We start from the raw sequence: 23,740 nt of genomic DNA, 5'->3' as shown, positions 1-23,740 counted from the left end.
GAGGTTCACCGATGTCGGCGAATTTGGACAAGCTGGATCTCGATTTGTTGAAGTTGATCGTCGAGGAACCCAAGGCTGGGGTGCGGGAGTACGCCCGGCGCCTCAACGTTGCCCGGGGCACCGTGCAGTCGCGGCTCGACAAGTTCTCCCGAGACGGTGTCATCACCAGCTACCGCCCGCAGATGCAGCCGACCGCCCTGGGATACTCGATCCTGGCGTTCGTGCATCTCGATATCGCCCAGGCGATGATGAACGCCACCTGTGAGCACCTCGCCACGATCCCCGAGGTCCTCGAGGTCAATTCCGTTGCCGGTCAAGGTGACCTGCTGTGCCGGGTGGTGGCCATCGATCACGAGGACTTCGAGCGCGTGTTGCAGGAGATGATTGCGACCGAAGGGGTGCTGCGCACAAAGTCCGAACTGGTGCTCAGCCGCCGCATCGCCCCGCGCATCGTGCCGTTGCTCGAGAAGAAGCGGACCGAGACGCCCTGAGGCGGTCTCGGCCCGAGGTGTGATCGTCAGAGTACGAGTTGCGTGGTGGCCGGCAGCGCGGGGCGCCGCTGATGTTCGTAGTCGGCGATCGTCTCCGCGTGGGTCAAGGTCAGGTCGATGTGATCGAGTCCTTCGAGCAGCCGCCAGCGGGTGTTGTCGTCGAGTTCGAACGGCGCGGTGATCGCGCCTGCTCGCACCTGCCGTTCGACCAGGTCGATGGTGACCTGGCGCCCAGGCTCGGACTCGAGCACCGACCAGATCTGTTCGATGGTCTCGGTGGGCAGGGTCACGGTGAGCAGACCATTGGTGAGGGCGTTGCCGCGGAAGATGTCCCCGAACCGGGGGGCGATCACCGCCCGGAAGCCGTAGTTCTGCAGTGCCCACACCGCGTACTCCCTGGACGAGCCGGTGCCGAAATCCCGGCCGGCGACCAGGATCGTCGATCCGGCGTAGGCGGGGTCGTTGAGGACGAAGTCGGGTTCTTCGCGCCAGTCGTGAAAGAGTTTGTCGGAGAATCCGGTCCGGGAACTGTGCGTGAGGAAGCGGACCGGGATGATCTGGTCGGTGTCGACGTCGGAGCGGCGCAGCGGGGCGGCGACGCCGGTGTGCACGGTGAACGGTTGCACGGGGTCCTCGATTCGCGATCGGTGGGGGGAGTCAGTTCAGGTCGGCGGGTGCGGCCAGGTGGCCGGCCACCGCGGTCGCGGCAGCAACCGCAGGGGAGACGATGTGGGTGCGTGAGCCCTTGCCCTGCCGACCCTCGAAGTTGCGGTTGTTCGTCGACGCGGCACGTTGACCGGGAGTGAGGCGGTCTTCGTTCAGCGCCGCGCACATCGAACACCCGGCGAACCGCAGTCCCGCGCCTGCGGCCTCGAACACCTCGTTCAGGCCTTCGTCGATGGCCTGCTGACGCACCTTCATCGACCCGGGCACGATCATCAACTCGACACCGGGGGCGACCTTGCGGCCGTCGAGGACACGCGCCACTTCCCGCAGATCCTCGATCCGGCTGTTGGTGCACGATCCGATGAAGACGACATCGACCGGGAGGCCGCGGACCGGGCGTCCGGGCGTGATGTCCATGTACGCCTGGGCGCGCTGGACGGCGGCACGCTCGACCGGGTCGGTGAACTGGTCCGGGTGCGGAACCGGATCCCCCAACGGCGCACTCTGCGCGGGTGTGGTGCCCCAGGACACGAACGGGCTCAGCGTGGAGGCATCGATGACGACTTCCTTGTCGAAGACCGCGTCTTCGTCGCTGAACAGGGTGCGCCAGTACGCCTCTTCGGCCTCCCACGCGTCCCCGGTCGGGGCGGCCGGGCGGCCGCGCAGATATTCGAACGTCTTCTCGTCCGGGGCGATCATCCCCGCTCTCGATCCGGCCTCGACGGACATGTTGCACACCGTCATCCGGCCCTCCATCGACAGCTGTTCGATGGCCTGCCCCCGGTATTCGATGATGTGCCCCTGCCCGCCCGCGGTCCCGACCCGGGCGATGATCGCCAGGATCAGATCCTTCGCCGTCACACCCTCGGGTAGCGATCCGTTCACGGTGACGGCCATGTTCTTCAGCCGTCCCATCGGCAGCGTCTGCGTCGCCAGCACGTGCTCGACCTGACTGGTGCCGATCCCGAACGCCAGTGCCCCGAATGCACCCTGGGTGGCGGTATGCGAGTCGCAGCACACGATCGTCGAACCCGGATGTGAGAGGCCGAGTTCGGGGCCGATGACGTGCACGATGCCCTGGTGCTCCTCGCCGAGGCGGAACAATTCGATGCCGAACTCGGCGCAGTTCTTGCGCATCAGCGACACCTGCTCGCGGGCCGCTGGGTCGACGATCTCCTTGTCCACGGCCACCGTGGGGGTGTTGTGGTCCTCGGTGCCCAGCGTCAGGTCGGGTCGGCGCACCGTGCGACCGCTGGCCCGCAGACCGTCGAACGCCTGCGGGGTGTTCACCTCGTGCAGCAGGTGCATGTCGATGTACAGCAGGTCCGGTTCACCCTCCCCTCGGCGAACTATGTGTGCGTCCCAGACCTTTTCGGCCAATGTCTTACCCATGTGTTTCTTTCTCCTCGTCGAATACGTGCGTGCCGAGTGGCGGCCGACCGCCGAAATCAGCCGTAGAAGTAGGCCAGGAAACCAGATGCCGACAGCAGCACCAGGCCGCCGCCGAGCCGTGAGGTGATCTGCGCAAACGGCAGCAGATGCATTCGCCGGGTGGTGCCGAGGGTGGCGATGTCACCCGATCCGCCGAGGTCGGTCATGCACAACCCGGCCGTGATCGACGACTCGACGAAGTACAACTTCAGCAGCCACCCGACGAATCCGGCGGTCAGCGCGGTGATCAGCACCGTGGCCACCGTGAATGCCAGATACGCAGGCCGGGAAACAAGTTCGGCGATCTGCTCGATGTCGATCAGTGACACGCCGATACCGACGAGCGCGGCCGGCACCCACAGCTTCACCACGAACTGGTACCACTCGGTGGTCGATTCCTCGACCTCTCGAGGCAACGCACCCGACAGCTTCAGAGCGGCGGTGAGCAGGATGACCCAGGCGTAGAGGTGCACCGCGGGAACCGCAGCCTGCAGCATTGCCCCGACGAGGTAGATCGCCCCGGTGAGCAGCAGACCGGTACCGAGGCCGCTGATCGTCAGCGGCCGCTTCTCGGTCACCGCGGCCACCTGATCGGCGGTGGCCTTGATGCGCAGCATCTCACCGTGCCCGTTGAACCCGACGAACAGCTTGGTACGGCGGCGGGTGAGGTTCGCGTACACCGATGCCAGCACGATGCACAGTAGGTTCGCGCAGATGATCGGCGGCACGATTCCGGACATGTACTGCTGGGCGTCGCCGCCGATGGTGTCGGCGTACATCTGCGACAGCGGGATGGCACCCCCGGAGATGCCGCCGGCCATGATCGGGATCGTGACGTCGAGTATCGCGGTCTTGAAACCGAAACCGGTGACCGCAGCGAGAGCGCCGATGATGCTGACCACCACGGCGAACGCCACCACGATCACCGCACAGAATCGGCCACCGGCCTTGATCAGGAACCGGCGATCCATACCGAGGATGCTGCCGGCGATGATCGACGCCACCAGGATCTCGACGAAACCGTACCCGGTGAACCAATCCTTGACGATCGCGGCGAAACTGTCCGGGACCAGACCGAAGTACACCGACAGAGCCGGCACGAACACGCACAGCAGCGGGCCGCCGCCGATAGCAGACAGCGCTGGGGTGCGATCTCCGATCCAGAACAGGCCGCACCCGATGATCATGGCAATGGCCAGGCCACCGAAGATGTTCTCCGGCAGTGTTCCGGTATAGACGGCCCCCAGACCCACCGTCACCAGAACGAGGTACCACGGCCAGGGAATAGACAGAATCTTCGCTCGTTCCGAGGGCACCGGGCGCGCATCTGCCGACTGCGCGCCGTGCACCGCGTCTTTGATCTTCACGTTCGCCTCCTGCGCGTCGGCTGGGCTGTGCGCCGACCACGATAAGTTCAATGGGAGTGACTCACGTCACTGGCCACAAACCGTAGCCAAACGATTACCGGGATGGCCAACGCCGGCAGAAAATACGTGCCAACGGTCCGGTCATGAACGGACAATCGGGGCCAATATGGACACATGGCCCGGTTTCGGGTCAGTGGAACGGCGTGTGTTGCCGCACCGCGGTCGAAGGATCGGTCGGAATCGTCGGTAGAGGCCGGACTCGCTCTCCGCCCGGGCAAGGGCGAGGCGGAGTGGCCGGCACTCGTACGCATCTGGCGAAGCGCCGTCGAGGCCACCCACGACTTTCTCAGGCTGCCGGTTTCTACTCAGCTAGCTCGGGCGACGGTCACTGTTCCGACACCTGGAATCTCCGATAGTTGGGTGCCGCTGGCGGCGAGTTCGGTCTTGATCCATCGTGAATCGATCAATTGCGTTTCGGGTCCACCGATGACGAAATTCGAAGCTGGATAAAGCAATAGCCGCGCCACCCCAAGAGGAATGGCGCCACCGATCGAACCACGGCTTCGGGCTCCTGGTGCTTGACTTACTGCTGTGGGTTTCGGGATCGACGGGCCCACGGTGCCGGAAATTTCGACGTCGGGAACCACACGACCGATGAGCTTTCAGCGGCGAGGCCCGCCGAATACGCGACGACGCCCGGGAGAGCGGCCACTGCTCTCCCGGGCGTCGCGAACCTACGGTGGCGCCGGTCAGCCCACCGACATCGCATCAGCGGCGTCGACCGCGGGGTAGATGGGGTACTCCACACCGGACAGGTACTGGACAGTGCGCACCACCTGGCACGAGTATCCGAACTCGTTGTCATACCAGACGTAGAGGATGGCGGTGTCGCCGTCGACGATCGTCGCGTTCGCGTCGACGATGCACGCGGCGCGCGAGCCGATGAAGTCACTGGACACGGCATCGGTTGCAGCGGTGTAGTCGAGGTTCCGGCTCAGCGCTCCGGTGAGCGACTCCTGGCTGAGATGCTCGAGCACCTCCTCCTTGGTGGTCTCCCGACTCAGCTGAAGGTGGAGGATGGCGACGGACACGTCCGGAGTGGGAACGCGGATCGAGTTGCCGGTGATCTTGGCCTTCAGCTCGGGGAGCGCCTTGGCGACCGCCGACGCGGCACCGGTCTCGGTGAGCACGAGGTTGAACGGCGCCGAACGACCACGACGGTCGGCCTTGTGGTAGTTGTCCAGGAGGTTCTGGTCGTTGGTGAACGAGTGCACGGTCTCGACGTGGCCTCGCGACACACCGAATTCGTCGTCCATGGTCTTCAGCGGCGGGACGATGGCATTGGTGGTGCAGGATGCGCACGACACGATCTGCTCGTTCGGGTCGAGGTCGCGGTGATTGACGCCGTGCACGATGTTCGGGACATCGCCCTTGCCGGGCGCGGTGAGCACCACTTTCGCGACACCGGGGCGGAGATGCTTCGACAGTCCGTCGCGGTCGCGCCAGATTCCGGTGTTGTCGATCAGGATGGCGTTGTCGATGCCGTGCTCGGTGTAGTCGAGGCTCTCCGGGTCATTGCTGTAAATGAACTTGATGACGTTGCCGTTGGCGATCAGCGTGTTGTTGTCGGTGTCGACCTTGATCGTGCCGTTGAACTGCCCGTGGACGGAGTCACGGCGCAGCAGCGATGCGCGCTTGGTCAGATCGTCGCTGCCACCCTTGCGGACCACCACGGCACGCAGGTTCAGCCCATTGCCCGAGCCGGCCTTCTCGATGAGCAGCCGAGCGACGAGGCGACCGATACGCCCGAATCCGTACAGGACCACGTCCTGCGGCTGCGCGGGGCTCGTCTGGGCGCCGCCGACCAGGTCGGCGAGGCTCCGTGCAACGAACTCTGGAACCGATGCTCCGTCACCGTTGGCGCGATAAGCCATCACCAGCAGTCCGAGGTCGATCTTCGAGGGCCGAAGATCGAGGTGAGTGAGCGCTTCGAGGAAGGGGAACGTCTCCTCGACCGACAGTTCATCGCCGCTGATCTGCCGGGCGAACCGATGGGTTCGCAGGATACTGATGACCGATTTGTTCACCAGGGAGCGACTGTGAAGCAGAATGGTCACCGCGTGTCTACGGTGTAGACCACCGATGATCGGGATCATTGCCTCCGCGAGAGCTTCCTCGGAGTTCCACTGGGCCAGTTCCACTGTGCTCACTGCGCTTGTCTGCCTTCCCGGCTCATGTGGCGTGTCGTTGCGTCGGATGCCGGCGAGCGAACACCGCTCCACCAGCGGTGACCTGGATCACCGGACCCGGTTTCGCGACTCGCGGACACCGGCGCGCCCGACGCACACATCATATGGAAGCGTTTCGTCGGGCCGACAAGCCGGTCGCCGAAACGTCCGGTGGGACGAGAAGCCGGCAGGCAACCGGCCGAGCGCAGGAGGAGGAAGTGCGGCGGCAGCAAGCAGGCAAGCTGCTGCCGGCTGCTGCTGTAGGTTCTCGATCCAGTGGCTCGTCAAACAGTCTTGGCCCGACAAAGTCGGTTCTCGGTCCGCCACCGGATCGGTGAATCAGGAGCAAACCGAGTTGTCGGTTCGGCACGAGCATTGGGCCCCGCATGTACGCCCCGATCGCTCCGTTCTGCCCTGAATGACTGCGATGATCGGTGCCGTTCAACGCGAAGTACCGCAACGCCGCGAACTGAAGACTCGATCCAGTTCAGCCATGACCCGTAGGTCCGCAAAACACGGTTCGGCATCGTTGCCAGCCGTCCACCGACGCACGGCCGGATGTCGGGGCGGGGAGAAGTTATCGAGCACCACATACAACTGCTCCCCGGTCCACCGGGCGCGAAGAAACTTCAGAAGCTCGAGGAATTTGCCCGATCGCTTACGTGGCCTGATCCGGTAATACATTCTGCCGCTGCCCAAATCGAGGGCAGCGAGCATGTGCATCGCTCCGTCGTAACGGTGATACGTCGCCCGCAAGCGGAGCGGATGCGTCGCCGGCCGCCAACACCTGCCCTTGCGGGGTTGCAGGTTCAGCGGCCCGAATTCGTCGACGCACCACCACCCGTCGGTCGGCGGGCGTCGTAGAGAGCGAGGATCGTGTGCATCTCGGACAAAAAGTCCGGGTCGGTCGAGGCCTTCCACGTGGTGGTGGACTGCCAGGTGACGTTGCAGTCACGCAGTATCCGGCGGAGCGTCTCACAGCTGATCATCGACACGATCTATCGCGATCAGGTGCTCGGTGAGTTTGGCCAAGCTACGGGAGGACAACGCGGTGATCTTCCAATCGGCGGGGGACGCCCGGGCGATCGAGCAGATCTTCTCGCGGGTCTGCTCATCGATCGCCTTCGGCCGTCCCCCTCTCCATTTTGGGTGCAACGCCCTCTCCATTTTGGGTGCAACGCCTCGATCGCCCGCAACTTCGACCTCGACCAACCCGTCGAGGACGTCCACGTATTCAACCTGCAGGTCTTCGAAGAAGACCGGGTCATCGTCGAAATCCAGAAACCCGAAAACCTGCCCCTCGACCCGAGACTGGAGGTCAACATTCCCGCCGAGCGTGGGGCCGGGTGCGAGGGGAACCGGGTGTGCAGTGGACGTGTGGTGATCGTCCGGTCGGCGGCGAACGGTTCCCGGGTCGGCAAAGGAAGCTTGATCGTGTCGTGCCTGAATGTAGTGTTTACCTCATGGCGACACGCACGCTCGCTCGATTCCTGTGTACGGCGATGCTGGCGTTTGCGGCGCTGCTTGTCGTCCCCCTCGAACCCCCGCTCGCGTCCGCCCAGCCATGTCCCGATGTCGAGGTGGCGTTCGCCCGTGGTACGGATCAACCGGATGGCGTGGGCATCACAGGACTTTCATTCGTCGAATCGCTGCGCTTGTTCGCGGGCGCGCGGTCGGTCGGGGTGTACGCCGTCAACTACCCGGCCGGTAGCAATTTTGACGATCGGCAAGCGTTCGTCCGCACCTTCGTCGACGGGATGCGGGACATGCATTCTCGGATTCAGTTCATGGCGGCAAATTGCCCCGGCACGAGGATGGTGGTGGGCGGTTACTCTCAAGGTGCGGCTGTGGCAGGATTTGTCACCGCGGACGGAAATCCAGCCGGATTACCCACTGAGTTAGGCCTACCCGGGCCGTTGTCGCCGGATATAGCGAGCCACGTTGCCGCGGTCGTCTTCTTCGGAAAACCGTCGGAGCGGTTTATGCGTGACGCAGGCAGTCCGCCGATCGTTGTCGGGTCACTATACGGTCCCAAGGCAATCGATTTGTGCGCTCCCGGCGACAACATCTGCGATGGTGCCCCGCTGGGGCGCCCCAATGCCGTGCACGCGCTGTATCCCGTGAACGGGATGACCATTGCGGCTGCACAGTTCGCCGCCGCTCGCCTCTAGCCGGTCCGCGGGCTTGGGGGCATCGCCTCAGATCTCGAGGATGGGCCGGCGAGCGTCGGCCGCGCCTCGATGGAGATCACCTGATCGCGGACAGGGAAATCAACTGTCCGCCCACCGGGACGCCGTCCTGTGCCTTGGCGTGAGACCCCGCGTTTCGCGCGCGAGAGTCCGCTGCCCGCGAGCCGCCAGGCGTTCGTGAGCCGTGTCGCGTCGGAACCGCGTGGTGGTGTCCGCGTCAGGAGGAGCCGAACATCGGTGGCGGAGACATCCTGAAGGGTGCCGGCGGATTATTTTGCTCGCGGTTCCGATCCCGTTGCATTTGGCCGCCATTGTTGCCGCACATGTTCATCTGCTGCTGAATTTGGTCCGGCGGCAGCAGCCAGTTGTTGTTGGGATCGCACGGGTCCTGCCCCGGCGGGACAGTCGATGCGGCGGCGGACGCCACCGCGGGTGCGGCGACCGAGGCCACCGCGGGTGCGGCGGCGAGTCCCGCCGGTAACGTGACGATCGATCCGGCCACCGCCAGCCTGATCAGAAGGCTCTTCGCGCGTGCCTTCGTGGTTGTGTTCATTGTCGGTACTCCTTCGGCATGAATTGAAGCCGTCGGATACGGCACCCCGCGAGTGACGCCGTTCGCGCGTTGATCGTGAGCCGGTATCGTGCCGTGTCGCGCTGCTGTTGTACGTGACCGCCTCGGTTGCCCCGGATGCCCGCTCAATGTGGCGCTCCAAGGCAGCCCGACTGCGAGTCCATCCCCATCATATTCTTTTGAGCTGTCGCGCGGCCGCGGGGGATTCGCGCATCTCGACACGACTGGAACGGCCGCCCCGGCCGAGGCTACGCTGCCGGAGGTCCTGCAGTCCGGGAAGGTCGTACTCCATGGGCCACTAGTAGCCGATCGACGGCAGCCACGCGCCTTGCGGCTCGTTGTAGAGCCCGGTCGTCATCAGCGTCGACTGCTGGACGAGCTGCAGCCCGGCATCGAAGCACCAGGCCATGAGGCGGGTATTGCGTGAGGGCACCAGGAACCCGAGTCCGGTGAACTCGTCGGCGCCGGCCAGCAGTGCGATGACGTCGTCGTCGGCCTGGCCGACTGCATGCCAGATGTAGCCGAAACCCGTCGCATAGCCGGTGATCCGGCCGCCACGCTCGACCACGCGGGCGGTTCCGGCACCGACCCACTGCTGCAGCTCGCCGTGGCGGTCGTGGCCGTGCACCTGCCGACAGATCTCGTCGCAGACGGCGATGTCGTCCGGTGTCGCTGCACGTACGACTGCGCCGGGTATCGCGGACCCGTGTGCTGTTCCCTGGAAGACGGACAACAGCTCACGGACGGCGAAGCCGAGCTTGGCGTACAGGGAGAAGGACCGGTAGTTGTACGTCGTCTGTACCAGCCGCACGCCCGCGACCTCACGCTCTCGCGATCGCTCGAGCAGAGCTTTCATCAGCGCACGGCCCGCCCCCGCGTCCGATGCCGCCGGGTCGACAGTGACGGGTCCGATGCCGACGATCTTGCCGCGCTCGTCCTGTAGGGCACTGCCGACGATGTGACCGTCACGCTCGGCAACCAGTCCGTAGATGCCGTCGGTGTCCAGCATCGCCTTGATCTGGAAGTCGGCGAGTTGGGGTGTGCCCGCTTCGATCGGAAAGTGATGGCGCGTGGCGAGCGCCTCGAAGGCGTCGAACATGATGCGCCCACACATCTGGGCATCGTCCGGCGTCGCCTCGCGGATCTGCAGCTCGGTCATTGACCTATTGTCGCGCGTGCGCTGCCGACGGTGACCGCTAATGGCGGCATCCGGGGTGGGCTCGTCTGTTGAGGCAACGGCCGACGCTCCACGGGGCGCGGCGCCAAACGTCGTGGGCTGCGCCCGTCGACGGTTGTCCGTTGTGCGGCAATGGCACTGGAGTTGATCGGTCGTCTATCGCAGCGGTGGTCTCCCTGGTGTATCGGCGCGATTCGTGGCGGGCATTGTTTGATCCCGGACGGGGATCTGATCAGTCCTTGACTGTTATGTGCGTTGGCTAGCGTGGGGGTTTGTGACAGCAGGTAGTGCGGGGCGTGCGCACAAGATGGCGCCCAGCCCCGAGGTTGCGCTCGACTTCGCTCGGGAATGGGTCGAGTTCCTCGATCCCGACGACGCCGAGCATCTCATCGCCGCGGACATGACGTGGCTGCTCTCGCGCTGGACCTGCGTGTTCGGCACCCCGGCCTGCCAGGGCATCATCGCGGGCCGACCCGACGACGGCTGCTGCTCGCACGGCGCGTTCTTGACCGACGAGGAGGATGTCGAGAGGTTGCACGAGTCGGTGAAGCTGCTCAGACCTGAGGATTGGCAGTTCAGGAAGGAGGGTCTCGGGAAGAGGGGGTACATCGAGGAGGATGAGCTCGAGGACGAGCCGGCGCTGCGTACCCGCCGCTACAAGGCGCGTGCATCTTCCTCAACCGTCCCGGCTTCGAGGGTGGGATCGGGTGCGCGTTGCATTCGATGGCGCTGCGACGTGGGATCGAGCCGCTCGAGGTGAAGCCGGACGTGTGCTGGCAGCTGCCGATTCGGCGGACCCACGAATGGGTGGAGCGACCCGACGGTGAGCAGGTCCTGAAGACGACGATCACCGAGTACGACCGCCGAGGTTGGGGTGAGGGCGGATCGGATCTGGACTGGTACTGCTCCGGCTCGCCGGATGCGCATGTCGGCGCCAAGGCGGTGTGGGAGTCGTATGCGCCGGAGCTCACCGAGTTGCTCGGTGAGGCCGCGTATCGGGAGTTGGCGCGGCTGTGCAAGCGACGCGAAGGTCTCGGCCTGATCGCCGTGCACCCGGCGACCGCGGTCGCGGAGAAGAAGTCCCGGTCACGGAGCGGCGAACTCTGAGGATGGCGACCCCGGTCACCCCGTTGTGTGCATCTTCGACAGGTCGACGTACCGGCGGACACTCTCGGGGTCGCGTCACAGATGGGCTCCGGCGGCGGGAACTCGGCGCCGGAGCCGGCGGTGTTCACATCCAGGGCATGTCGGGGTCGAGGGGATGGGAGATCACGCCGTCGTCGGGTTCGAGGGGGTAGTTCGCGGCGTGGTAGGGGGCGCTGGAGGACCCGAAGAGATCGACGCCGCCCGGCTCGGTGAGTGTGGTGCCCGGCTCGGTGAGTGTGGTGCCCGGCTCGGTGAGTGTGGTGCCCGGTTCGTAGAGTTCGACCTGCTCGGGAACGTCCTCGTCGGGGGCATCGCACGCGACCATGGGCCACGCGTTGGCGCATCCGATGCGGTCGCGCACCTGGACGGTGTACGGGACCTGCGGGGCGGCGCCATCCGCGGGTGCGGCGGCGGCGGTGGCGCCCTGGGCCAGGACGGCACCGAAGCCGAGGGCGACGCCGATCGCTGCTGAGGCTGCGGTGCGTGTTGTGATCGAGGACATTCTGTGGCTCCTGAGGTTCGGGGGTGGTTCTCGGACGACCACTAGTTTTCGCCGGAAGCCGCCGTTCGATAACACCCCCGAGGGGGTGATCGGCGACCCGACAGGGGGTCGAAGATCACCCCTGGGTGGCGGTTCCGGGGGTACCGCACGACCTCGTTTTCGACTACCCGGAACAGACGTGGCCGGCTTCTCAGCGATGTCGCGGATTACCGGTTCAGCGCAGCGGACCGCCCTCATACTCTCTGCAACGGAGGGCGGCGCCTCAGACGGCTGCTGCCTATCCTCTCGCCATGTCCACGAACTTGGACAGGTGAAGCTGGTGCGCCACAGTGATCGTCGCGGTCGGACCGTTACGGTGCTTGCCGAGGATGAGGTCGGCCTCGCCGCCGCGGGGGTCGTCGCGTTCGGTCGCGTCGGGGCGGTATAGGAGGATCACCATGTCGGCATCCTGCTCGAGCGATCCCGATTCACGCAGGTCAGCGACCTGCGGGCGCTTATCTTGCCGCTGTTCTGGACCACGGTTCAGCTGGCAGATCGCGACCACGGGCACTTCGAGTTCCTTCGCCAAGAGCTTGAGGCTACGGGAGAATTCGGAGACTTCCTGCTGGCGCGACTCGACCTTCTTACCGGAGCTCATCAGCTGGAGGTAGTCGATCACGATCAGTTTGATGTCGTGTTTCTGCTTGAGCCGCCGCGCTTTTGCACGAATCTCCATCATGGTCAGGTTGGGAGAGTCGTCGATGAACAGCGGCGCCTCACTGATCTCACTCATACGGCGAGCGAGTTTCGTCCAGTCGTCGTCGGTCATCTTGCCGGAGCGCATGTCGCCGAGTTTGATCTTCGCCTCCGCCGACAGCAGACGCATGACGATCTCGGTCTTACTCATTTCGAGGGAGAACATGACGCTGGCCATGCCGTGCTTCACCGAGCACGAACGCAGGAAGTCCATGCCGAGCGTGGAGTTGTGGGTGGGCACCATCGAACGACCCGCCAGATACAGGTGGTCGGCATTGTCGACCTCGACGCACCGCACGGCGACACTGTCGATCGGACGTACCGCGACGATGCGGCGGAAACCACTCACCTCGCCGCGAAGTTCCTTGTGCTGGATGGCCTTCCGATGAATCTGGAACACCTCGTCGTCGGCGTAGAACGTGACCCCGCCGTCGATCGGACGGCAGTCGTATCCCAGGCTGACGACGAGTTCGGCGAGATCCTGCGACAACGGGGGATTCCCGGCCTGGAACCGCACCGCGCCGTCGTCGGCGACCGACCCTGCCGCATCGAGCAGGCCGGCCAGCAACTCGCGACGCTCCGATTCCGACCCACGCAACAGTTCCGCCGGGATTCGCTTGCCCCCGGCAGTGAGCGAGGCGCCCAGAGCGTAGGGGTCGACGTGCACGGTCGACGTCGGCAGCTGCAACGCGCGGGTGTGCGCGACCGTGTGCCCGAGGTCGATCGATCCGGCGATCTGAGCGGTGGTGCGCACGGCGCCCCGTCCGTCGACGCCCGTCAACCACTGATGCTGCTCGTCGGCGACGAGGATGGTGCCGTCGGAGAATTCCACCTCGTAGCAGGGCCGGCCGACCATGACGTCGGTGGCGGCGACGACGCGGGTGGGCTTGCCGTCGGCGTCGATGAGGTGGTCGCCGACCTGGACGTCGCCCATGGTGGTCCAGCCGGTGGGCGTGGCAAGGGGAGTGTCGAGGGCGAGCGCCTTACCCACACCGGGTCGCGCCGCGACGATGATCATCTGGCCGGGGTGGAGTCCGTTGGTGATCTCGTCGAGTTCGACGAAGCCGGTGGGCACACCGAGGGAGATGCCGCCACGGCTGGCGATGGAGTCGATCTCGTCCATCGTGGGCTGCAGGAGCTCCTCGAGGGGGACGAAGTCTTCGGTGGTGCGGCGTTCGGTGACCTCGAAGATCTCGGCCTGCGCGCGGTCGACGACCTCGGCGACGTCCTGGCCGTCGGCTCCGGTGTAGCCGTACTGGACGATGCGGGTGCCTGCGTCGACGAGGCGACGCAGGATGGCCTTTTCCGCCACGATCTCGGCGTAGTAGCCGGCGTTGGCGGCGGTGGGCACTGTCTGGGTCAGCGTCACCAGGTAGGGCGCGCCGCCGATGCGACGGAGCTCGCCGCGGCGATCCAGTTCCGCGGACACCGTCACCGGGTCGGCGGGCTCACCGCGGCTGTAGAGGTCCAGGATCACGTCGTACACCGACTGATGCGCGGGACGGTAGAAGTCGCCGGGACGGAGCACCTCGAGCACGTCTGCGATGGCGTCCTTGCTGAGGAGCATGCCGCCGAGCACCGACTGCTCCGCCGCCATGTCCTGCGGGGGCTGCCGACCGAACTCTTCACCGGGCTCCGCGTCGGGCGGACCCGGGTATTCGGAATGGCCCCGATCGTCTACTACAGCCACTCGACCGACCTTCCCCATCACTGTGCGCCGCCACGGGAAAAGCTTCCCGGTGTTGGTGCTACGAACTCTTTGTACTCGCCCCCACCGACAACCTTCGCAGGCTCTTCCTGGCAGCCGGTGTCGTGATCGCGAGACACGCCGGGACGACGTTAGGGATTAGCTACCCGGTGTTCAAACCAGCCTGTGTACACAGCTGGGGACAAATTGTGTAAACCGCTGGGTACGTTTGTTAACCCCATGGGGATAACCTGAGGATAAGTGCACATCACAATCCCGAGCACCCAGCTCAGAGCAGTTTTTTGGATTCTCACAACTGTGGATGAAAACCCGTTCGGCGTGTCTTTCGCGTTGACGACTCGGGCGTGTTGAGTTGATCGCCCCTGGGTGGCAATATGATTCACCTCACAGATCTCCGGCGCGGGCGGCTAACTTCCAGACACACCTGGAAGCCGTCCCTCTGCATGCTTCACACCCGCGAAAAGCGGGCCGGAGAGGGCAGCTGAGAGCCGGAATCGACAAGCGCAAGCCCCCCGCACGCCAAGGCGTCCGGGGGGCCTGTGTGTGAACGGGTCGACTAGGCGCCGACGACGTTCAGGTGGAACTTCGCAACCACGTCGGGGTGCAGGTTCACGACGACGGCGTGCTTGCCGGTCGCCTTGATGTGAGCCTTCGGCAGCTCCAGGCTGCGCTTGTCGACGACGGGTCCACCGGCAGCCTTGATGGCAGCGGCGACGTCGGCGGCGGTAACCGAACCGAACAGCTTGCCCGAGTCACCGGCGGTCTTGACCGTCAGCGAGATGTTCTCGATGCCCTCGATGGCGGCCTTGAGCTCCTTGGCGTGGTCGAGACCGCGCACGGCGCGGGCTTCCTGCGCACGACGGATGCCTGCGACCTGCTTCTCGGCGCCACGGGTGGCGACGATGGCCAGGCCGCGGGGCAGCAGGTAGTTGCGGCCGTAGCCGTCCTTGACCTCGACGGTGTCGCCAGGCGCACCGAGGTTGTCCACGTCAGCGGTGAGGATGAGCTTCATGTCTTTCCTCCCTTTCCTTAGCGAGCCACGGTGGCGTAAGGCAGCAACGCCACCTCACGTGAGTTCTTGACGGCAATGGCAACGTCGCGCTGGTGCTGGACGCAGTTGCCGGTGACACGGCGCGCACGGATCTTGCCGCGGTCGCTGACGTACTTACGCAGCAGCGTCGTGTCCTTGTAGTTGATCTGCGTGTTCTTCTCTTTGCAGAAGATGCAGACCTTCTTCTTCATTACCTTGTCGCGCAAGGGCGGCTTCGGCATTTGTTTGCTCTTTTCTGGATGTTCCGATCAGGTACGGATCAGAACGGGGGTTCGTCGCTCCCACCACCAGAGCCTCCGAAGGAGCCGGACGCCTGCGGCGCGCTGCCCCACGGATCATCTCCGCCGGTATTGGATTGCGGACGTCCGCCGCCCGATCCGCCGGAGGAACCGAAGCCTCCACCGCCGCCGCCACGGTTGGCCTTGTTGACCTTGGCCGTGGCGTACCTCAGCGAGGGGCCGATCTCGTCGACCTCGAGCTCGACGACAGTGCGCTTTTCACCTTCACGAGTTTCGTAGGAGCGCTGCTTGAGCCGGCCGCTCACGATCACTCGCGAGCCACGGGTCAAACTCTCCGCGACGTTCTCGGCTGCCTCGCGCCAGATGTTGCAACGCAGAAACAGCGCTTCGCCGTCTTTCCATTCATTGGTCTGACGGTCGAAGGTGCGGGGCGTGGACGCGACCGTGAAGTTCGCGACCGCGGCACCCGCGGGGGTGAATCGAAGCTCCGGATCAGCCGTCAAGTTTCCGATGACGGTGATGACGGTGTCGCCTGCCATATGGTTCCTCCTGCAGAATGTGGAGTTCGGTTGGGCACGAGCCTAGGGCTGGTGACCGACAGAAATCACTTGTTGTGGCGCAGAACCTTCGTACGCAGCACCGACTCGTTCAGACCGAGCTGACGATCGAGCTCCGCGACGGTGGCGGGCGTAGCGCTGATGTCGATCACCGCGTAGATGCCTTCGCTGTGCTTCAGGATCTCGTAGGCGAGACGACGCTTACCCCAGACATCGACCTTGTCGATCTTGCCGCCGTCCTGGCGAACAACATTGAGGAACGTATCCAGCGAAGGAGCAACAGTGCGCTCGTCCAGGCTGGGGTCAAGGATGACCATCAATTCGTAATGACGCATAAGACCTCATCACCTCCTATGGACTAGTGAAAACGGCCACGGACTGTCCGTGGCAGGAGGGTCGTTGCGTCAGCAACCTTTGCAGGGTACACGACGAGCCCCTGACCAGCGAAATTGGGCAATGCCCTGTGCGCCTTTTTGGTAGTTGTGGCTACCAGAAAGGCGCACGGGGCGCGGAGCGCCCTAGTGTGGATTCATGCATATCGGAGCTCGGCAGCGGTCGCCGATCACGGCGGTCGTCGTCGGGTTGGCGGGCCTCGCCATGCTCGCCGGCTACCTGCAGAAGGCGCGGTGCGCCGGGGCGCCGTTCGACGGCGTGGGGCGCAGCCTGATCTTCGACCGCATCAAGGACACGCAGGTCTGCTATTCCGACATCCAGTTCCTGTGGCTCGGCCGCGACGTCAACCTGCACGTCTTCCCGTACGTCAGCGGCGGCATCAACGCCGACGGCGTCCTCACCGGCGGCACCGTCGAGTACCCGGTGCTGAGTGGTGTGCTGATGTGGCTCGGCGGCATGGGTTCGCACACCGACGCCGACTTCCTGCTGCACTCGGCGCTGATCCTCGCGCCGTTCGGCCTGCTCACGGCGTGGCTGCTGGGACGGCTGGCCGGCTGGTGGGCGCTGCTGTGGTCGGCGACGCCGCCGCTGGTGCTGTACGCCTTCCACAACTGGGAACTGCCGGTGGTCGCGACGTCGGTGGCCGCGATCTTCGTCATGACACTCGAGCGGATCCCGCTCCGCACCCGCGCCGTCCTCGCGGCGGTGCTCCTCGCCGTCGGGTTCTGCCTGAAGCTGTATCCGGGTGCGTTCGTGCTGCCGCTGATCGCGTACGTCCTCACGAACGGCACGGCGGAGCGCCGCTACGACGTGCGCGGCGCGGTGCTGGTCGCGGTCGCCGCGATCACCACGGTGGTGGCGGTGAACCTGCCCTTCGCCCTCGTCTCCTACCGCGGATGGCGGGCGTCGTTCACGTTCCAGGAGAACCGTCAGGCCGATCTCACCACCAACTCGATCTGGTACTGGGGGTTGCGGCCGCTGTTCGGGCCGGTCGCCGACGACGTCCCGCTGCCCGCGTACGACCAGACGGTGAGCCTGCTGTCGCCGCTCCTCGTGTGCGCCGCGTTCGCGATCGCCCTGCGGCTCGGCTGGTTGCGATTCCACCGCGACGGCGTGTACCCGTGGATCGCTGTCAGCGCCGCCATGCTGTGCGGATTCCTGCTGCTGCACAAGGTGCATTCGCCGCAGTACACGCTGTGGCTGATCCCGTTCTTCGTGCTGCTGCGCGTCCCGTGGGGGCTCGTCGCGGCGTATCTCGTGGCCGACCTGTCGATGGGGATCGGCGTCTTCAAGTACTTCGGCGCCCTCGCCGCCCAGACGGACGCGTCGACGTTCGAGGTGCTCGTGAAGTTCGGGGTGTGGGGTCGGGCGGGACTGCTGGTGGTGCTGTTCTTCGTGTTCCTGCGCGCGACGCTCCGGCATCCGCCCGTCCGCGGGCGCACCGGTCCGGGGTCCGGCCGGCGGCCGATGCTGAAATCTCCCGAGCCGGCGCGATGAGCGAATCCTGGTTCGCGCATCCCACTCTCACCGGACGGCACGTACGCCTCGAACCGCTGGGCGAGGACCACGTCGACGGCCTGCTGGACGCGGTCGACGACCCCCGGATCTTCCACTGGACGTCCGTCGCCATCGCCGACCGTGACGACGCCGCGGCATTCGTCCGCGGCGCCGACGAGGATCCGACCCGGTTGGCGTACGCGCAGATCGACGTTCACGCCGGGCGGATCGTCGGTTCGACGTCGCTGTATCTGATCGACCCGAAGAACCGCAGTCTCGCGATCGGGCACACCTGGTTGTCCCGTTCGGCGCAGGGAACGCTGATCAATCCGGAATCGAAACTGCTGTTGCTGCGGCGGGCGTTCGAGGATCTCGGCGCGGTCCGCGTCGAATGGCACACCGACGAGCGCAACGCCCACTCCCGCGGCGCCATCGCCAAGCTGGGGGCCGAGTTCGAGGGCATCCTGCGCAAACACCGGCGCCGCCGCGACGGATCGTGGCGCAACACCGCCCTGTTCTCGATGGTCGACGAGGAGTGGCCGCGCGTCTGCCCCCGACTCGAGGCGCGAGTCGAGGGCTGACGCGGCCGAGTCACGTCACAGGACGGGCGCGGCGGCCGTCACCCGCTTCACGAAATCGACGACGGCCGAGCGCATTTCGCTGCTGCGCGGAACGGCACCGGACATCCAGAACGCGCCGTGGAGGAGTCCGTCGAGGCGGATCGCCTCCGTGTCGACCCCCGCCTGCCGCAGCGCCCCGGCGTACGCCTCGGCCTCGTCGCGGGCCACCTCGTTCTCGGTGGTGAGCACGAGCGTGGGCGGAAGCCCCGCGAGGCTCGCGGCGCGGCTCGGGACGGCGTACGGATGGGTCGCGTCCTCGGGCGAGCGCAGGTAGTTGCGCCAGAACCAGTCGAGGTCGCCGGCGCCGATCACGTATCCCTCGGCGAACTCCCGCCGGGAGGGGAACTCCGCGTTCGGGTCGATCACCGGATAGATCAGCACCTGCCCCCGCAGCCGGGGTCCGTCCTCGTCACGGGCGCGCAGCGCGGTGACCGCCGCCAGGTTCCCGCCGGCGCTGTCACCCATGACGACGACGTTGCCGGGGTCACCGCCGTAATTCCCAACGTTGGCCGCCACCCACTGCAGGGCGGCCGACGCGTCGTCGGCGGCGGCCGGGAACCGGTGTTCCGGGGCGCGGCGGTACGTCGCGGCGACGACGATCGCGCCTGCGCCGTTCGCGACGGCGCGTGCGGGTTCGTCGACGACGTCGAGGTCGCCGGCGACGAATCCGCCGCCGTGGAAGTACAGGACCACCGCGTGCGGGGCTTGCCCCTCCGGCACGTAGACCCGCAGCGGGATCTGCGTTCCGCCGCTCTCGTAGTGCGCGTCCACCGCGCGGGCGACAGGTTCGGGCGGCGCCTGCAGTCCGGTGAACGTCGCCACCACCGCACGCACCTCCTCCACGGTGCTGTGCTCGAAGGCCTTCAGCCCCTGCGCCCGTAGTCCGGCGATCAGTTCGGCTGCGTGTGAATCGAGTGCCATGTCGGTCTCCTCTGTTCGGAAGTTCGGGTCAAGACACGGGGGAGGCGACGCGGGTCTGCGCCCGGGTGAGCGCGAAGCCGGAGTAGCCGCCGGCGACGACGTCCTCGCAGGTGGCCCGGTAGGTGGGGGCGCCGCCGAGATAGACCATGCAGGCGCGGGGCTTGCCGGGGATGTTCGCGCCCATGTACCAGGAGTTCGTCTCCGGCAGCAGGGTCTGGTTCGCGATGTCGTTGGTCAGTGCGCCCCAATCGCGTTCGGCCTGCGCCGTGGGCTCGATGACGTCGAGGCCGCGGCGGTCCAGGTAGTCGATCGCATCGGTGGCGAAGTCGACGTGGTCCTCGATGGCGAGCGGCATGTTGTAGAGCACCGACGGCGACTGCGGCCCGGTGATGACGAACAGATTCGGGAACTCGTTGACCATGATGCCGAGATACGTCCTGGGTCCGTGCTCCCACTTCTCGGCCAGCGGCAGCCCGCCCCGACCGCGGATGTCCATCGCCATCAGCGGTCCGGTCATGGCGTCGAATCCGGTTGCGAGCACGATGGTGTCGACGTCGTAGACGCGGTCGCCGACCCGGACTCCCGTCGGGGTGATCTCGTCGATCGGGGTGGATTTCACGTCGACGACGCTCACCGAGTCGCGGTTGAACGCCTCGTAGTAGTTGGTCTCGAGCGGTGGCCGCTTGGTGCCGTACGCGTAGCCCGTCGGGGCCAGCGTCGCCGCCTTCGCCGGGTCCTGGACCCGCTCGTGGATCCGCTTCCGGATGTAGTCGGCGATGGTGTCGTTGGCCGCCTTGTCGAACAGGATGTCCTGATAGGAGTCGATGAACAACCGGAATCCGCCGGCGTTCCAGCGCTCGTCGAACGTGCGGCGCCGCTCGTCGGCGTCGACGGCGAGCGCGGACGGCTGCACCTGATCGAACGGGACGCCGAGGAAGTGGTTGCGGGCCGCGGTCCGCACGTCCGCGTAGTTGCCCTTGATCTCGGCCACCTCGTCCGGGTCGATCGGACCGTTGCCGAGGGGCGTTGCGAAGTTGGGGGTGCGCTGGAAGACGACCAGTTCGGCGGCGTCCTCGGCGATGAACGGGATCGCCTGGATCGCGCTGGCCCCGGTCCCGATCACGGCGACCCGCTTGCCGGTGAAGTCGGCGCCTTCGCGCGGCCAGTTGCCGGTGAGCAGGACCTCCCCGCGGAAGTTCTCGATGCCGCCGAACTCCGGCGTCTTCGGTACGGACAGGTTGCCCGCGCCCGAGATGAAGTACCGGCTGCGGACGACGGCGCCGTCGTCGGTGCGGACCGTCCACACCGAGTCCTCGTCGTCCCAGTGCACGCCGATCACCCGGGTGCCGAACGTGATGTCCTTCCGCAGGTCGAAGCGGTCGGCGACGTGTTCGAGGTAGCGGAGGATCTCCGGCTGGCCGGCAAACTTCTCACTCCACTGCCAGTCCTGCTGCAGATCCTCGTCGAACGAGTACGAGTAGTGGACGCTCTCGATGTCGCAGCGCGCTCCCGGGTACCGATTCCAGAACCAGGTGCCGCCCACGTCCGAGCCGGCCTCGAACACCCGCGTCGACAGCTTCATCGTGTCGCGCAATTTGCGGAGCGCGTAGAGGCCGGCGAACCCGGCACCCACGACGACGACATCGACGTCGGCGGAAGAATTGGTCTTTGACATGTGTTGGGCTCCTCGCGAACGGTGGATTCCGGCTGAGGTCGAGCAGCCAACCGGGTATGCCAACGACGATGACCCACGTCACATCACCCCCACACGGGGTGAAACACCCCCTTCATTACCTGTGTTGTCCGTCACAGCAGGTGGAGGTAGGTTCGTGCCACACCTGGCCGACCGGACACGGGAGACATCCACTGACTCGCTCGAGAGAACTCACCAGGTCGATGACCAGCTTCATCGGCCGGCGCCGCGAGATCGAGGAAGCCCGCGCCCGACTCCAACAGTCCCGGCTGGTGTCGCTGCTCGGCGTGGGCGGCGTGGGCAAGACGCGGTTGGCCGAGGAACTCGCGGTCCGCTCGGCGCGCGCATTCCGCGACTCGGTCCGGTGGATCGACCTCGCGCCCGTCCGCGACCCCGGCGCGCTGCCCTCCGCCGCCGCGGCCGCCCTCGGCGTCACCGATCAGTCCAGCCGCGCCGTGATGGACAAGGTTGTCGACCACCTGCAGTCGCGGCACCTGCTGATCGTCCTCGACAACTGCGAGCATCTGCTGTCCGCCGCCGGCGAATTCGCCGGCACCGTTCTGGCCGCCGCACCGGAGGTCCGGGTGCTCACCACGAGTCGCGAACCGCTCGGGATCGCCGGTGAATTCACGTACGTGCTTCCGCCGCTGAGCACCCCGGGCGCCATCGAGGACTGCCGCGCCGCGGACATCGCCCCGTTCGAATCGGTGTCGCTGCTCGTCGAGCGCGCGCAGGGCGTCGTCGCCGACTTCCGCCTCACCGACGCGAACGCCCCCGCCGTCGCCCAGTTGTGCAATCAGCTCGACGGGATTCCGCTCGCCATCGAACTCGCCGCCGCCCGGCTGCGGTCGCTGTCCGCGTCGCAACTCGTCGAACGCCTCGACCAGCGGTTCGCGCTCCTCACCGGCGGCGACCGTGCGGCGATGCCCCGCCAGCAGACGCTGCGCGCCCTCATCGACTGGAGTTACGAACTGTGCTCCGACACCGAGCGGCGACTGTGGTCGCGCCTCGCCGTGTTCCCCGGCAGCTTCGATCTCGAAGCCGCGGAAGCGATCACCGGGTTCGGCGAACTGTCCGACTCGCCGGTCATCGACGTCCTCGACCGGCTGGTCGGAAAATGCCTTGTCACCGTGGACCGTTCGACCGAGAGGCTCCGCTATTCGCAGCTGATGACGGTCCGCGAATACGGGCACGAGCTCCTCGACCTCGGCGGCGAACGCGACGAGCTGTACCGGCGACATCTCGAGCACTATTCGGAACGCGCCCGCCGGTCGTCGCTCGACTGGTGCGGGCCAGGACAATCCGAGACCCTCGCGGAACTGCGGATCGACCACCCCAACCTCGTCGCCGCCCTGGACTGGGCCCTGCACGACGACTCGCAGCGGGCCGCGGCCGCCGAACTGGCCGTCGCCCTGCGGTATCACTGGATCGCCGGCGGCAACCTGTCCGACGGGCGGATCCGACTCGAGCGGATCCTGCAGCGGCTCACCGAACCGACCCGGGAGCGGGGCGACGTGCTGTGGGTGACCGCGTGGACCGCGCTGATCCAGGGCGACCGCGACGCCGCGCGGGAACACCTCGACGAATGCACCGCGATCGCGACGGCACTCGGCGACGAGCGACTGCGCGCGCACGCCGATCACTGGGCGGGGATCCACGCGGTGTTCTCCGGCCGCCCCGCCGACGCGATCCTGCTGTTCCGTGACGCGATCGCCGTCCACCGCGCCGTCGGCGACACGGCCTCGGCTCTGACGGCGTCGTTCGAACTGGGCATGGCGCAGACCTACGACGGCCGCCTCGACGACGCACTGGAGACGTGCCGCGACGTGATCGCGGTGGCGGACCGGCACGGCGAGAAGTGGAACAAGGCCTACGCCCTCTGGGTTTCGAGCGTCGCGTACTTCCACCTGGGCCGGGCCGACGACGCCGTCGACGCCGCCCAGCAGGCCCTGCGGATCCAACGCGATTTCAAGGACAAGATCTGCACGGCCCTGTCGATCGAGGTGCTGTCGTGGGTGGCGACGTCGGGCGGCGACGCGAACGCGGCGGCGACCCTGTGCGGCGCCGCGAAGGGGGTGTGGCATCGGCTCGGCACGTCCGTCGCGGCGTTCGGCCCGCAGATCACCGACGACTCGCAGTCGTCCGAGCGGGACGCCGCCCGCATGGTGGGGCCCGGCGCATTCGCCCAACTCGCAACGCCCGCGGTCCGGCTCACCATCGAGCAGGCGGTCGATCTCGCGCTCGGCACCCGGACCGAGGACGCAGCGGCGCCCGTCGCCGAGGCGTCGCCTCTGACGAAGCGGGAACAGGAGATCGCCGAACTGCTCGCGCAAGGTCTCAGTAATCGGCAGATAGCCGAAGGGCTGGTGATCTCGCGGCGCACCGTCGACGGGCACGTCGAGCACATCTTCGACAAGCTGGCCGTCAGCTCCCGCACCCAGGTGGCGGCGTGGGTCGCGGCCCGCGCGCATCCGCCCGAGACCGGCCGGTAGCCGGGCCGTAGCCGCCGGCCACGCGAAAGGCACTGCACAGTCGGGTATCTCGACGGTCTATACTCC

The 23,740-nt window shown here is 66.3% G+C and carries 21 protein-coding genes and 1 pseudogene; 6 read left to right on the top strand and 16 right to left on the bottom strand.

All coding sequences use genetic code 11. The features are described from left to right. Positions 1-11 precede the first annotated feature (11 nt). On the top strand, positions 12-491 hold the full coding sequence (locus P3H15_RS09300; protein WP_276136943.1) for an Lrp/AsnC family transcriptional regulator: 480 nt from the start codon (positions 12-14) through the stop codon (positions 489-491). Positions 492-517: 26 nt separating this feature from the next. Here P3H15_RS09300 and leuD read toward each other — a convergent pair whose 3' ends face one another. The 6 genes from leuD to P3H15_RS09270 form a co-directional block, all read right to left on the bottom strand. Continuing rightward, positions 518-1,117 carry a 3-isopropylmalate dehydratase small subunit gene (leuD, locus tag P3H15_RS09295; protein WP_276136942.1) on the bottom strand — a complete coding sequence of 200 codons (600 nt, stop codon included), beginning with the start codon at positions 1,115-1,117 and terminating at the stop codon, positions 518-520. 31 nt (positions 1,118-1,148) lie between these two features. Further along, on the bottom strand, positions 1,149-2,549 hold the full coding sequence (gene leuC / locus P3H15_RS09290; RefSeq protein WP_276136941.1) for a 3-isopropylmalate dehydratase large subunit: 1,401 nt from the start codon (positions 2,547-2,549) through the stop codon (positions 1,149-1,151). 56 nt (positions 2,550-2,605) lie between these two features. Continuing rightward, positions 2,606-3,955, bottom strand: coding sequence for a 2-hydroxycarboxylate transporter family protein (locus tag P3H15_RS09285; protein ID WP_276136940.1), 1,350 nt, complete (start codon positions 3,953-3,955; stop codon positions 2,606-2,608). Positions 3,956-4,704: 749 nt separating this feature from the next. After that, complete coding sequence (locus P3H15_RS09280) at positions 4,705-6,165, bottom strand: glyceraldehyde-3-phosphate dehydrogenase (protein ID WP_276136939.1); 1,461 nt, start codon at positions 6,163-6,165, stop codon at positions 4,705-4,707. Positions 6,166-6,992: 827 nt separating this feature from the next. Further along, positions 6,993-7,172 (bottom strand): hypothetical protein, encoded by a 180-nt coding sequence (locus tag P3H15_RS09275; protein ID WP_276136938.1) that lies wholly within the window; start codon positions 7,170-7,172, stop codon positions 6,993-6,995. Beyond that, on the bottom strand, positions 7,159-7,413 hold the full coding sequence (locus tag P3H15_RS09270; RefSeq protein ID WP_276136937.1) for a hypothetical protein: 255 nt from the start codon (positions 7,411-7,413) through the stop codon (positions 7,159-7,161). Before P3H15_RS09270 ends, P3H15_RS09275 begins: the two co-directional genes overlap by 14 nt. 233 nt (positions 7,414-7,646) lie before the next feature. On the opposite strand from P3H15_RS09270, the gene P3H15_RS09265 reads away from it, so the two are divergent. After that, complete coding sequence (locus tag P3H15_RS09265; protein WP_276136936.1) at positions 7,647-8,354, top strand: cutinase family protein; 708 nt, start codon at positions 7,647-7,649, stop codon at positions 8,352-8,354. Positions 8,355-8,589: 235 nt separating this feature from the next. On the opposite strand, the gene P3H15_RS09260 is transcribed toward P3H15_RS09265, so the two are convergent. Beyond that, complete coding sequence (locus tag P3H15_RS09260) at positions 8,590-8,925, bottom strand: hypothetical protein (protein WP_276136935.1); 336 nt, start codon at positions 8,923-8,925, stop codon at positions 8,590-8,592. A gap of 316 nt (positions 8,926-9,241) precedes the next feature. Further along, positions 9,242-10,102: a GNAT family N-acetyltransferase gene (locus P3H15_RS09255; protein ID WP_346348765.1), complete on the bottom strand. Its 861-nt coding sequence runs from the start codon at positions 10,100-10,102 to the stop codon at positions 9,242-9,244. 325 nt (positions 10,103-10,427) lie between these two features. Between P3H15_RS09255 and P3H15_RS09250 the strand changes: the two are divergent. Then, a pseudogene (locus P3H15_RS09250) lies at positions 10,428-11,227 on the top strand (hypothetical protein). Positions 11,228-11,351: 124 nt separating this feature from the next. Here P3H15_RS09250 and P3H15_RS09245 read toward each other — a convergent pair. The 6 genes from P3H15_RS09245 to rpsF all read right to left on the bottom strand — a co-directional run bounded on the left by P3H15_RS09245 (position 11,352) and on the right by rpsF (position 16,393). Beyond that, complete coding sequence (locus P3H15_RS09245) at positions 11,352-11,768, bottom strand: hypothetical protein (RefSeq protein WP_276136934.1); 417 nt, start codon at positions 11,766-11,768, stop codon at positions 11,352-11,354. A 277-nt stretch (positions 11,769-12,045) separates the two neighbouring features. Further along, positions 12,046-14,193 (bottom strand): replicative DNA helicase, encoded by a 2,148-nt coding sequence (dnaB, locus tag P3H15_RS09240; RefSeq protein ID WP_276136933.1) that lies wholly within the window; start codon positions 14,191-14,193, stop codon positions 12,046-12,048. 574 nt (positions 14,194-14,767) lie between these two features. Continuing rightward, positions 14,768-15,223 carry a 50S ribosomal protein L9 gene (gene rplI / locus P3H15_RS09235; RefSeq protein WP_276136932.1) on the bottom strand — a complete coding sequence of 152 codons (456 nt, stop codon included), beginning with the start codon at positions 15,221-15,223 and terminating at the stop codon, positions 14,768-14,770. 17 nt (positions 15,224-15,240) lie between these two features. After that, the gene (rpsR, locus tag P3H15_RS09230; protein WP_276136931.1) at positions 15,241-15,483 is read right to left on the bottom strand and encodes a 30S ribosomal protein S18; all 243 of its coding nucleotides are present in this window, start codon (positions 15,481-15,483) and stop codon (positions 15,241-15,243) included. Positions 15,484-15,521: 38 nt separating this feature from the next. Then, the gene (locus tag P3H15_RS09225; protein WP_276136930.1) at positions 15,522-16,040 is read right to left on the bottom strand and encodes a single-stranded DNA-binding protein; all 519 of its coding nucleotides are present in this window, start codon (positions 16,038-16,040) and stop codon (positions 15,522-15,524) included. Positions 16,041-16,105: 65 nt separating this feature from the next. Continuing rightward, positions 16,106-16,393 carry a 30S ribosomal protein S6 gene (rpsF, locus tag P3H15_RS09220; RefSeq protein ID WP_005249677.1) on the bottom strand — a complete coding sequence of 96 codons (288 nt, stop codon included), beginning with the start codon at positions 16,391-16,393 and terminating at the stop codon, positions 16,106-16,108. 196 nt (positions 16,394-16,589) lie between these two features. Between rpsF and P3H15_RS09215 the strand changes: the two genes are divergently transcribed. Beyond that, on the top strand, positions 16,590-17,948 hold the full coding sequence (locus tag P3H15_RS09215) for a glycosyltransferase family 87 protein (RefSeq protein WP_276136929.1): 1,359 nt from the start codon (positions 16,590-16,592) through the stop codon (positions 17,946-17,948). Beyond that, positions 17,945-18,529, top strand: a complete 585-nt coding sequence (locus P3H15_RS09210) for a GNAT family N-acetyltransferase (protein ID WP_276136928.1) — start codon at positions 17,945-17,947, stop codon at positions 18,527-18,529. Before P3H15_RS09215 ends, P3H15_RS09210 begins: the two co-directional genes overlap by 4 nt. Before the next feature lie 15 nt (positions 18,530-18,544). Here the strand turns inward: P3H15_RS09210 and P3H15_RS09205 are convergent, their stop codons facing one another. Then, a complete protein-coding gene (locus tag P3H15_RS09205; protein WP_276136927.1) occupies positions 18,545-19,489 on the bottom strand; it encodes an alpha/beta hydrolase in 945 nt (314 codons plus the stop codon). 28 nt (positions 19,490-19,517) lie between these two features. Continuing rightward, positions 19,518-21,164, bottom strand: a complete 1,647-nt coding sequence (locus P3H15_RS09200) for an NAD(P)/FAD-dependent oxidoreductase (protein ID WP_276136926.1) — start codon at positions 21,162-21,164, stop codon at positions 19,518-19,520. Positions 21,165-21,385: 221 nt separating this feature from the next. On the opposite strand from P3H15_RS09200, the gene P3H15_RS09195 reads away from it, so the two are divergent. Further along, the gene (locus P3H15_RS09195; protein ID WP_276136925.1) at positions 21,386-23,674 is read left to right on the top strand and encodes a LuxR C-terminal-related transcriptional regulator; all 2,289 of its coding nucleotides are present in this window, start codon (positions 21,386-21,388) and stop codon (positions 23,672-23,674) included. Positions 23,675-23,740 lie beyond the last annotated feature (66 nt).

This window comes from Rhodococcus sp. T2V, assembly GCF_029269925.1.
GTDB classification, from domain to species: Bacteria; Actinomycetota; Actinomycetes; order Mycobacteriales; family Mycobacteriaceae; genus Rhodococcus_F; species Rhodococcus_F koreensis.
The sequence above is the reverse complement of the archived record's forward strand: the minus strand, read 5'-3'. Positions and strand labels throughout refer to the sequence as shown.